This is a genomic window from Nonomuraea sp. NPDC049750, from assembly GCF_040659625.1.
GTDB lineage: Bacteria > Actinomycetota > Actinomycetes > Streptosporangiales > Streptosporangiaceae > Nonomuraea.
The window spans coordinates 24,423-35,118 of sequence record NZ_JBFANB010000063.1 but is presented as its reverse complement, the minus strand read 5'-3'; the positions used below and the strand labels follow the sequence as shown (position 1 = coordinate 35,118).

Here is a 10,696-nt window from a genome sequence, read left to right as displayed (position 1 = left end):
TCGTTCTCGGCCGTCACCATGTTGAACTCGCGGCCGGCGATCGTGGTGTACTGCGAGTCGCCGAGCCGGCCCGCGCTGATGGCGGTGCCGAAGTACCGCCCGCTCTGCGCGGCGGCCGCGCCGAGCGTACTCGCCGCGGCATCCGCGCGGAGCGGTGCCACCAGCGCCATGATCATGGCGAGGACACCGAAAGCACCGACGATCAGGGACCAGCGTAAGCCGTTCAAGGGCCGCCTGGTTCCAGGCGAGGGAATGGCGTTTGCGCCCATGCCTGAGCCTCCATGTCTGAAGTACGGAAACGGGAACACGCGGGGACACACCCCACGGGATCGACGCCGCGCACACCACCAAGGCGTCGCTTGGTGACTCAGTGTGGAAATAGTTCCGAAATATTGTCAAGAAGAATCCAAAAGTTTCGGACACATTTGCCCGCCGACTTCGGCGCTACACGGTCTCAACCATCCATAATGCGCACCGAAACTTTCGCCCGTTCCTGCCACAAGGGGCCGTTGGCCATGAAAGTTTCATATCTTTTGCCCTGTCCCGGAGTGGCCTGATCAGAGCCGGCCGGTCGCGGTCGTACTGTCGCGGCGGGCGAGGTGATGAAACGTTCATCCGGTGCCAGCGTGGCATGACCAGGACGCACCAGCGCATCGGCCTCCTGAGTGCCGACCAGCCAATCGAACCGATTCGTTCATGGTCTTGACATGTTTTGTAGTCGTTTCCACACTGAGTCCGCACGGCGGCTACCTCCTACCGGAGTCGGTGGTGAACGGCAGGAGTCCTCGAACCGCCCCTCCGCGACCAAGGAATCACATATGGACGCCACATTCCGCAGGCGGCACAGAGGCCGCCGCCGGATCGCCGCCTTCCTTGCCGCAGGCGCCCTAGTCGCCGCCTCCGTCGTGACGGCCGCCCCGTCGGCCCTGGCCGCGGACCAGGCCATCACCGTCGACTTCTCCGCCGGTGGCGGCTCCCCCACCTACCGCGCCTCCGGCTGGATCTACGGCATGACCGAGAACGCGTCGGCGCCGCCGGACCGCTTCTACACCGATGTGAAGTTCCGGTACATGCGCGCCGGCGGGGCGCAGCTCGACAGCCCGGGCGGGTGGGTGTCGGGCAAGTACGACCGCCGATGGAACTCCACCCGCGCTCAGTTGCTGCGCACAAGATCGCTGGGCGGGGAGTTCATCCTGCTCGTCCACGACCTGTGGGGTGCCGACGGCTACCCGATCTCGCGATTCCCCGGCGACAACGGCGACTGGACCGACTACGACAACTTCCTCACCCGTCTGATCAACGACGTGCGGGCGACGGGCGCCACCGTACAGTGGGACCTCTGGAACGAGCCCAACATCACCTTGTTCTGGAACCGCTCTCAGTCCCAGTACTTCGAGATGTGGCGGCGCGCCTACCAACGCATCCGGGCCGCGTTCCCGACGCATCTCATCGTCGGGCCGAGCTGCGCGTGCGTACCCTCGACCACGAACCCGTTCTGGGTCCAGTACCTGGACTACGTCAAAGCCAACAACGTGGTTCCGGACATCATCAGCTGGCACGCCCTGCCCGGCGACCCGGTCGCCAACGTGGCGGCGGCCGACACCACACTGAACTCTCGCGGCATCCCACATCCGCGCCCGTACCAGATCAACGAATACGGGGCGTCCAACGAGCAGAACCCCGGTGACGGATCCTGGTACATCGCGCGCCTGGAAAGGGCCGGCGCCGACGGCCTGCGCGCCAACTGGGCGGGCGGTGGAAACCTGCACAACGACCTCGGCAACCTGCTCGTCCGCAACTCGGCAGGCGAGTACCAGCCGAAGGGCGAATGGTGGGTCTACCGCTTCTACGGCTCTCAGACCGGCCAGATCGTGTCCGTCACCCCCAGTTCCTCGTACGACGCGTTCGCCACCAAGGCGGCCGGGACGGCCAAGATTCTGGTCGGCGGCGGCAGCACGACCGGCAACATCACCGTCAACCTGCGGCGCCTGGACATCACAAGCGGCATCGTGCAGAACAACCAGGTAAGAGTGGTCGCCGAGCGCATCCCCTACAACGGCGGCGGCGCCGTCCAGAGGCCGGTCACCGTCCAGAGCTCCGTGGTGACACTGTCCGGCGACGGCACGACGGTCAACCTGCCGCACACCACCATCGACGACACCTACACCATTACACTCCTGCCCCCCACGGACTCGGGACCCGGCGGGTCGACGTCGATGTTGCGGAACGTCAACGCCGGCCGGTGCCTGGACGTCCCGAACGCGAGCACCGTCAACGGCACCCAGCTCCAGCTCTGGGACTGCGGCGGCAACAACCAGCAGTGGACTCTCACCTCGTCCAGGCAGTTGCAGGTGTACGGCGACAAGTGCCTGGACGCCAAGGGGCAGGGCACCGGCAACGGCACCCAGGTGATCATCTGGGACTGCAACGGGCAGGCGAACCAGCAGTGGAACGTCAACGGCGACGGCACCGTCACCGGCGTGCAGTCCGGCCTCTGCATGGAGGCGAGCAACTTCGGGACCGCGAACGGAACGAAGGTGCAGCTGTGGTCCTGCACCGGCACGACCAGCCAGAAATGGACAAAGAGCTGACCCGATGGCCGGCGGGCGCATGGAAGATCATTTTCAGCGTCGTGGGTGGCTTGATCGTCAACGAGATGAGCAGCTTATCGCCCGGCCACCTGGTAACCGGCACCGTAGAAGTCGACCATGTAGCCGCCGTTCCGGAACTGCGGGGCGCGTTCGACCAGTTCGATCTGCCAGCCCGCGCGTTCCAGGTGCCAGGCCAGCGTCAGGCCGGCGATCCCGGCGCCGCAGAACTCTCTCGCTCAGCCGCGCGGACGACTCGGTGATCTGCTCGCGCAGCCGATCGGCTTCGGCCAGGGCGGCAGCTTATCCATACCCATGCCCGCAGTCGTGCTCATCGCCGCGCCAGATTCCCCCTCGGGAGGGCGGCACGCCGCCCTTCGCCCGCAACCGCCGACTGACGTCCTCGTCCTCGGGAAAGCGGCCTGATCATCATGCCGCGAGACGCCGAAACAGCGGGGGTCCTCCGCCCGGCTTCACGCAGTACCCGCAGATGAAAGATAGGCGTATTCGTCAAGCAGTCGATCTGCGCTCTTCGATACCGGGATGCCTCATGGAAGAGCCTTTCGCGGCCGAGGACTGGACCATCTCCTGACAGTCCAGCCAGCGCGATCTTCGTCCCAAAATGCCGTCCGGCAGAGCCGTAAATGAGCCGTAAGGACATCAGGCCCTCTTCCCTGCGGGGCACGATGCCAAGATCTGGATGGCCGCCATTTTCAGCACACCTAGAACCTCATTCCGCAGGAGGACGTCGTGCGCAGGTACATCACGGAGTTCATAGGCACCTTCTTTCTGGTCTTCACGGTCGGCGCCACGGTCCTGGCAATGGCGCCCCTCGCCCCGGTTGCCATCGGAGCGATTCTCATGGTCATGGTGTACGCGGGCGGCCACATCTCCGGTGCCCATTACAACCCTGCGGTGACCCTGGCCGTACTGTTGCGCGGTCGGATCAGTCTGACGGACGCCATTCCGTACTGGATCGCCCAGCTCGCCGCCGGCGTCGTCGCGGCCGTAGTCGCGGGCTTCGTGGTGAACCCCGCGAAAGTGACCCCGGTGTCGCCCGAGGGCCGCGAGTTGTGGGTGGCGCTCCTGGCCGAGGCGCTGTTCACCTTCGCGCTCGCCTACGTCGTCCTGAACGCGGCCACCAGCCGGGACCATCCGGGCAACAGCTTCTACGGCCTGGCGATCGGATTCACCGTGGCCGCGGGGGCGTTCGCCGTGGGCGGTATCTCGGGTGGCGCCTTCAACCCGGCGGTCGCCATCGGCGCCGCGACCATGGGGATCTTCGACTGGTCGAAGATCTGGATCTGGCTCCTGGCCGACCTTGTCGGCGGCGCCCTGGCCGGGGTGACATTCCTCGCGCTCAACCCCAAGGAACGCGCGCCGCTGGAAGTCTCCGCCGCCTGAAATCCGGAGCCCTTCCATGACCACTCCACGCGAAGCCCTCCAACGAGCGGGTATCGATGTCAACGCCCTGATCGGCCATCTCACTTCGGCCGCGAAAGCAGAGCTGAGCGCCGTCTATCGCTACACGATCCTGGCGGCTCATTCGATCGGCTTCGCGGACGAAGGGCTGCGGGAGATCCTCAGGGACATTCGAGACGAGGACCGCAACCATTTCGACACGCTCGTCACGCGCATCTGCGAACTCGGCGGCAGGCTGCCGGAGGATATCCAGAGCTTTCTGCAACATGAAGACGAGCCGAAAGCCAGCATCTTCGCCGACTGGGACAACCTGCCCGAAGCCCTCATCGGATCCGTGCAGGAGGCCGCACATTCCTATTCCGGTCTTCGCCACCTCACCGAAGCAAAAGACCTCCGGACCCATGCGATGGTCCAGGCCATCCACAACGAGAAGACCGAGCACGTCGCCTGGCTGCGCGAGTTCTTCGGTCTCGGGCCGCCCGGACGCTTTCATCGTGGATTCCGGGGCAGATCCCCCTCGCTGGCCGGCCTGTACGACGACGAGCAAGGGACGAGACCACTGCCCTGATCTTGAACTCACCGACGAGATCACGTGCGCGCGTCTGTGGCATCCGCGAGAGGACGACCGCAACCGACCAGACTTCCCGGCACACCTGAGTCCAACTCATCAAGCCCTCGAGATCGGCCCCTGTGCGCCTCCCCTACAGTTCCTGATCCATCCAGACCATGTCGCGCAGCGGGATGCCGTTCTCCTCGATCCCGTCGGCATAGCCCCGGGCCGGGCCGAAAAAGTCGCGTTCGATCCGGTGAAGGCGGAATCCGGCTTTCTGGTAGAAGGCGAGCTCGCCGACGCCGGAGTTGCCGGTGCCGACGACGACGCGTGTCACGCCCCGCACCTTCAGCTCCGCCAGCACACCGGCGATCATGCGCTTGCCGATGCCCTCGCCGTGCCGCTCCGCATCGACCGCCACGGCCTTGAACTCGGTAGAGCCATCCGGCTGCGGGATCACCAGGATGACGGCCAGCGGCCGGAGAGTCTCATCGTCGAGAACATACAGATCGCCCGTTTGGTAGTAGCCGCGCACCTCTGACTCCGAGTCGTCGGCCAGCCGCAGCAACGGCAAGTAGGCATCGCGGTCACTGCCCGCCGAAACGATCCGAATCCCTGTCTCGCCCACCGGATCTCCCTTTGATCGTCCGCAAGGGATGAGGATTACCAAGCCTGCCCGCCTGTGAAACGGTGTGCTACTCGATTTCGACGGCCAACTCCCAGATCCGCGTCGCCGGGCATCTCGCTGGACGAGCACCACAGCCCTGGCCCGCACCCTGGGGGTTCACCACCGCCACCTTCGCGTCCTTCAGGGCCGCGTCCAACGTCGCCGCCCTTCGCTCCGCCACCGCCTGCACCTGGACGCCAACGAGGTCAAGAACGTCATCTCGAAGGACGGCTTCAGGAGCCGTCAGCGGCCAGGCGGAGGGTGCGCTGGTGGAGCTCGGTGGCGAACTCCTCGGCCCGGTCCAGCTGGGTCTGCAGCACCGCGCACCGTTCCTGGGCGGCCTGCTCGAACCACGCGCGCATGCCTGTCACCACCACCGCCAGCTGCCCACCGTGACCTCCTTGCGACAGGCCTTGGCACGCCCGTGCCCGATCTGCCATTCCCTTCTCGGGCGCCCGACGTAGGCGCCCCGGCGGCCACCGGCCGCCCGTTCACTCCGTGCGCCCACCTGTGCCGCGCGCTGCCGCCGCGGCCCTAGCAGGCAGGTGGCTCTCGTTCACCCTGAAGGATGTCTGTGTTGCCCAGTTCTTCCCCCATCCCTGCCCGTGTGCTCACCTCCGCACCACACGGATGGGCCGCCCGGCTGCGGCCGGGCAGGCCCGCCTGGTTGAGCCCGTCGGTGGCCCGGACCGAGATCCTGTCCGGACTGGTCGTCGCCCTCGCCCTGATCCCCGAGGCGATCTCGTTCTCCATCATCGCCGGGGTCGACCCCAGCATCGGCTTGTTCGCCTCCTTCACCATGGCCGTGGTCATCGCGATCGCCGGCGGCCGCCCGGCGATGATCTCGGCCGCGACCGGCGCCATCGCCCTGGTCGTGGCGCCGCTGGCGCGCGAGCACGGCCTGGACTACCTGATCGCCACCGTCATCCTCGGGGGCCTCATCCAGATCGTGCTCGGCACGCTCGGCGTGGCCAAGCTGATGCGCTTCGTGCCCCGCTCGGTCATGGTCGGCTTCGTCAACGCCCTGGCCATCTTGATCTTCATGGCGCAGGTGCCCGAACTGGCCGGCGTCCCCTGGATGGTCTATCCACTGGTGGCCGCCGGGCTGGCGCTGATGGTGTTCTTCCCCCGCCTGACCAAGGTCGTGCCGGCGCCGCTGGTGTCCATCGCCGCCCTGACCGCCATCACCGTGGGCGCCGCCCTGGCCGTGCCCACCGTCGGCGACCGCGGCGCACTACCGTCCGCGCTGCCCGTCCCCGGCCTGCCCGACGTGCCCTACACCCTGGACACTCTCACCCTCATCGCCCCGTACGCACTCGCCTTCGCCCTGGTCGGGCTGATGGAATCACTGATGACCGCCAAACTGGTGGACGACATCACCGACACCCGCTCCTCCAAGACCCGCGAGTCCATCGGGCAGGGCATCGCCAACATCGTCACCGGCCTCTTCGGCGGCATGGGCGGCTGCGCCATGATCGGCCAAACCATGATCAACGTCAAGAACGGCGCCCGCACCCGGCTGTCCACCTTCACCGCCGGCGTCCTGCTCATGGTCTTGTGCATCGTCTTCGGCCCCTGGGTGTCGCAGATCCCCATGGCCGCCCTGGTCACCGTCATGATCCTGGTCTCCTTCGGCACCTTCGACTGGCACTCCATCGCCCCTGCCACGCTCAAGCGCATGCCCGCCGGCGAGATCACCGTCATGGTCGTCACCGTCGCCGTCGTGGTCGCCACCCACAACCTGGCCATCGGCGTCGTCGTCGGCTCCCTGACCGCCATGATGATCTTCGCCCGCCGGGTCGCCCACCTGGCCAACGTCACGGCCTGCGTCGACCCCGACGGCCGGCAGGTCGTCTACGCCGTCACCGGCGAACTGTTCTTCGCATCCAGCAACGACCTGGTCTACCAGTTCAACTACGGCGAAGACCCCGACGACGTGGTCATCGACCTGACCGACGCCCACATCTGGGACGCCTCCTCTGTGGCCGCCCTGGACGCGGTGGAGGCCAAGTACGCCGCACGTGGCAAGACCGTCACCATCGCCACCCCGTACCTGTGGCTGCGCTACCTCATGTAGACCTGCCGGTCCTGACGAAGGGCATGTCCCTGTTACGGTGGGACGCGGTGCGCCGGGAAGTCTGGTCGGCAATGGGTTGTCGCATGGGACTTCGGCGGAGGCGTTCGTGATGTGGTGTTCGGCGGCCAGGTCGAGCGAGAGTGGCTGCTGATGGGTGCCCTGCTGACGGCATTCGCGTGCCTTCTGCTGCTGGCCGTGTTGGTGTCCAGCCTGGCTCATCGTACGATCCTGTCGACCGCGGCGTTGTTCCTGGTGGCGGGGTTCCTGCTCGGGGACGGCGTGCTCGGGGTGGTGTCCCTGGCGCCGGACGACGACATCATCGCGACCCTGGCCGAGCTCGCGCTGTTCGCCGTGCTGTTCACCGACGGCATGCGGGTGGGCTGGGCGGATCTGCGGTCGGCGTGGCGACTGCCGGGCCGGGCGCTGGGCTGGGGGCTGCCGCTCACGCTGGTGATCACCGCGCTGGGCGCTCACTACCTGGTGGGACTGGGCTGGATCGAGTCGCTGCTGATCGGCGCCATCCTGGCGCCCACCGACCCCGTCTTCGCCGCCGCGCTGGTCGGCAACGAGAAGGTGCCGCCCCGGCTGCGCCAACTGCTCAACGTGGAGTCCGGGGTCAACGACGGGCTGGCGCTGCCGTTCGTCATGCTGTTCCTGGCGATCGCCCAGGGCTCCGGCGACCTGCATCTGGGCGAGCTCGGTCTGGAACTGGGCGTCGGTGTGCTGATCGGCGTGGCCGTCCCGTGGCTGGCGATCAAGCTGGAGCAGACCCGCTGGTTCTCGGCCTCCACCCAGTACGAGCCGCTCAACGGCCTGGCGATCGGCCTGCTGGTGCTGGCGGTGGGCAAGGCCACGCACGGCAACCTGTTCCTGGCCGCGTTCTCCGCCGGCATCACGGTGGCCACTTTCGGCCCACGCCAGCGCGAGTCGTTCGAGCACTTCGGCGAGCTGATCGCCGAGCTGTTCAAGCTGGCCGCGTTGCTCGTCTTCGGCGCGCTCATCACTCCTGCCGTGCTCGGCTCAGTGGGCTGGAAGGGGTGGTTGTTCGCCATCGGTGCCCTGTTCCTGGCCCGGCCGATCGCGATCTGGATCTCCTTCCTGCGCTCGGGCCTGTCGGTGCGCGAGCAGGCCGCGGTGGCCTGGTTCGGCCCGAAAGGCTTCGCCTCGGTCGTGTACGGCCTGATCGTGCTCAGCTCGGGTATCGCCGCGTCGGTGGAGGTCTTCCAGCTGGTCGCCGTCACGATCGTCCTGTCGATCCTGCTGCACTCCTCCAGCGACATCGTGGTGGCCCGCGGGTTCGACGATGAGCGTGAGGTTCCCGCCTGGTTCGGCGCTGCTCGCCGTCTGCGCGATCGGGCACGCGGGGAAGAGCTGTGAAGGTGGGCACCTTCTGGGCGACAGCCTTCCTGGGCCGTTTCCAGCATCCGGCGCAGGTCGTCACGACCGGGTTCGGGCTGGCCGTCCTGCTGGGAACGATCCTGTTGACGGTGCCGATCGCCACCACGTCCGGCCAGTCGGCGGGCTGGCTGGTAGCTCTGTTCACCGCCACCTCCGCGGTCTGTGTGACCGGACTGGTGATCGTCGACACCGAGACGCACTGGTCGCTCTTCGGCGAGGTGGTCATCGCCGGGCTGATCCAGATCGGCGGGCTGGGCATCATGACCCTGGCGACGTTGTTCACCGTGCTGCTGTCCGGCCGCCTCGGGTTACGCGCAAGGATCTTCGCCCAGGCCGAGACCAAGACTTTGAGCATGAGCGATGTCCGGCACGTGGTGCGCAAGGTGGTGATCTTCAGCCTCGCCTGCGAGGCGGTGGCCGCCATCCTGCTGACCACGCGCTTCTTGCTCGGGTACGGCGAGCCGCTCGGCCGAGCTCTCTACCTGGGCATCTTTCACGCGATCTCGGCCTTCAACAACGCCGGATTCGCGCTGTGGCCGGACAACGTGATGGGATTCGTGAGCGATCCCTGGGTCTGCCTGACCATCGCCGCCGCGGTGATCATCGGCGGGCTCGGCTTTCCGGTGGTCTTCGAGCTGTCGCGCGCCTGGCGGCACCCCAGCCGCTGGAGCGTGCTCACCCGGATCACGGTGGGACTGACCGCCGTCCTGCTGATCGGCGGCACCGTGGTGTTCCTGTGCACCGAGTGGCGCAACCCCCGGACGCTGGGCGCGCTGGACGATCCGGGCAAGGTGCTGGCCGCCTTCTTCACCGCCGTCATGCCGCGGACCGCGGGCTTCAACAGTCTGGACATCGCCGCCATGAACCCGACCAGCTGGCTGGCCACCGATCTGCTGATGTTCGTCGGCGGTGGCAGCGCGGGCACGGCGGGCGGCATCAAGGTGACCACGTTCGGGCTGCTGGCCTTCGTCATCTGGGCCGAGATGCGCGGCGAGCCCGAGGTGAACATCGGCCACCGCCGCCTACCGGCATCAGCCCAGCGCCAGGCTGTCTCGATCGGTCTGATCAGTGTCGCGCTCGTCGCGGTGAGCACCTACACGCTGCTGGCCCTGACGCCGCACGGCCTGGATCGGGTGCTGTTCGAGGTGGTCTCGGCTTTCGGCACAGCGGGGCTGTCCACCGGCATCACCGCGGACGTCGGTCCGGCCGGGCAGGTGCTTCTGGTGCTGCTGATGTTCATCGGCAGGACCGGGCCGCTCACGCTGGGCTCCGCCCTGGCGCTCAAGGAGCGCACCCGCCGTTACCAGTTGCCCGAGGAGAGGGTCATCATTGGCTGACAAGGACAGCGACCCGGTTGTCGTGATCGGCCTGGGCCGGTTCGGCAGCTCACTCGCACTCGAACTCACCCGCCGCGGCACCGAGGTGCTGGCCATCGACCACCGGCACAAGACAGCCCAGAGCCTGGCCGGGCATATCACCCACATCGCCACAGCCGACGCCACCGACATGGAAACGCTACGCCAGCTCGGCGTGCCCGACTTCTACCGGGCGGTGGTCGGCATCGGCGGCGATCTGGAGGCCAGCATCCTGACCGCCTCTCTACTGGTGGAGCTGGAGATCGACGACATCTGGGCCAAGGCGATCAGCAGGCAGCACGGTCAGATCCTGAAGCGCATCGGTGTCCATCACGTGGTCTTCCCCGAGCACGACATGGGTGAGCGGGTGGCTCACCTGGTCAGTGGCCGGATGCTCGACTACATGCAGGTCGACGACAACTTCGCGTTGATCAAGACCCGGTCGCCCAAGCAGTACATCGGCATCCCGCTCGGCCGGTCCAACCTGCGCCGCAAGTACGGGATCACCATCGTCGCGGTCAAAAGCGAAGGCGAGGAGTTCACCTACGCCACCGCGGAGACCGAACTGGCCTACGGCGACATCGTGATCGTCTCCGGCCGTACCGAGCAGGTCGAGCGTTTCGCGGAACTGCCGTGATC

11 protein-coding genes are annotated in these 10,696 nt (G+C 67.0%); 7 read left to right on the top strand and 4 right to left on the bottom strand.

What is annotated here, in order from left to right:
• Positions 1–227 (bottom strand): endo-1,4-beta-xylanase (locus AB0J16_RS59205; protein WP_358558092.1); only part of this gene is annotated, 227 nt, incomplete at its 3' end.
• A gap of 591 nt (positions 228–818) precedes the next feature.
• On the opposite strand from AB0J16_RS59205, the gene AB0J16_RS59200 reads away from it, so the two are divergent.
• Positions 819–2,591, top strand: a complete 1,773-nt coding sequence (locus AB0J16_RS59200; protein ID WP_358558089.1) for a ricin-type beta-trefoil lectin domain protein — start codon at positions 819–821, stop codon at positions 2,589–2,591.
• A 74-nt stretch (positions 2,592–2,665) separates the two neighbouring features.
• Here AB0J16_RS59200 and AB0J16_RS59195 read toward each other — a convergent pair whose 3' ends face one another.
• Positions 2,666–2,776, bottom strand: coding sequence for a hypothetical protein (locus tag AB0J16_RS59195; RefSeq protein ID WP_358558097.1), 111 nt, complete (start codon positions 2,774–2,776; stop codon positions 2,666–2,668).
• 562 nt (positions 2,777–3,338) lie between these two features.
• Here AB0J16_RS59195 and AB0J16_RS59190 point away from each other — a divergent pair.
• Together AB0J16_RS59190 and AB0J16_RS59185 are read left to right on the top strand one after the other, a co-directional pair.
• Positions 3,339–3,992 carry an aquaporin gene (locus AB0J16_RS59190; protein WP_358558087.1) on the top strand — a complete coding sequence of 218 codons (654 nt, stop codon included), beginning with the start codon at positions 3,339–3,341 and terminating at the stop codon, positions 3,990–3,992.
• A 16-nt stretch (positions 3,993–4,008) separates the two neighbouring features.
• A complete protein-coding gene (locus AB0J16_RS59185; RefSeq protein WP_358558084.1) occupies positions 4,009–4,578 on the top strand; it encodes a ferritin-like domain-containing protein in 570 nt (189 codons plus the stop codon).
• 133 nt (positions 4,579–4,711) lie between these two features.
• On the opposite strand, the gene AB0J16_RS59180 is transcribed toward AB0J16_RS59185, so the two are convergent.
• The gene (locus AB0J16_RS59180) at positions 4,712–5,188 is read right to left on the bottom strand and encodes a GNAT family N-acetyltransferase (RefSeq protein ID WP_358558081.1); all 477 of its coding nucleotides are present in this window, start codon (positions 5,186–5,188) and stop codon (positions 4,712–4,714) included.
• Between the two features lie 272 nt (positions 5,189–5,460).
• Positions 5,461–5,589 carry a hypothetical protein gene (locus tag AB0J16_RS59175; RefSeq protein ID WP_358558078.1) on the bottom strand — a complete coding sequence of 43 codons (129 nt, stop codon included), beginning with the start codon at positions 5,587–5,589 and terminating at the stop codon, positions 5,461–5,463.
• 281 nt (positions 5,590–5,870) lie between these two features.
• Here AB0J16_RS59175 and AB0J16_RS59170 point away from each other — a divergent pair, with 281 nt between their 5' ends.
• From AB0J16_RS59170 to AB0J16_RS59155, 4 genes are all read left to right on the top strand, one after another.
• Positions 5,871–7,304, top strand: coding sequence for a SulP family inorganic anion transporter (locus AB0J16_RS59170; protein ID WP_358558095.1), 1,434 nt, complete (start codon positions 5,871–5,873; stop codon positions 7,302–7,304).
• A gap of 111 nt (positions 7,305–7,415) precedes the next feature.
• On the top strand, positions 7,416–8,681 hold the full coding sequence (locus tag AB0J16_RS59165) for a cation:proton antiporter (RefSeq protein ID WP_358558075.1): 1,266 nt from the start codon (positions 7,416–7,418) through the stop codon (positions 8,679–8,681).
• Positions 8,678–10,039: a potassium transporter TrkG gene (locus AB0J16_RS59160; protein ID WP_358558072.1), complete on the top strand. Its 1,362-nt coding sequence runs from the start codon at positions 8,678–8,680 to the stop codon at positions 10,037–10,039. The genes AB0J16_RS59165 and AB0J16_RS59160 overlap by 4 nt, the downstream gene beginning before the upstream one ends.
• A complete protein-coding gene (locus AB0J16_RS59155) occupies positions 10,032–10,694 on the top strand; it encodes a TrkA family potassium uptake protein (protein WP_358558069.1) in 663 nt (220 codons plus the stop codon). Before AB0J16_RS59160 ends, AB0J16_RS59155 begins: the two co-directional genes overlap by 8 nt.
• The last annotated feature ends 2 nt before the right edge of the window (positions 10,695–10,696 follow it).

Coding starts and splice junctions, on each gene's coding strand:
- AB0J16_RS59200 (WP_358558089.1), top strand. CDS start 819: ATGGACGCCACATTCCGCAGGCGGCACAGAGGCCGCCGCCGGATCGCC.
- AB0J16_RS59185 (WP_358558084.1), top strand. CDS start 4,009: ATGACCACTCCACGCGAAGCCCTCCAACGAGCGGGTATCGATGTCAAC.
- AB0J16_RS59175 (WP_358558078.1), bottom strand. CDS start 5,589: ATGCGCGCGTGGTTCGAGCAGGCCGCCCAGGAACGGTGCGCGGTGCTG.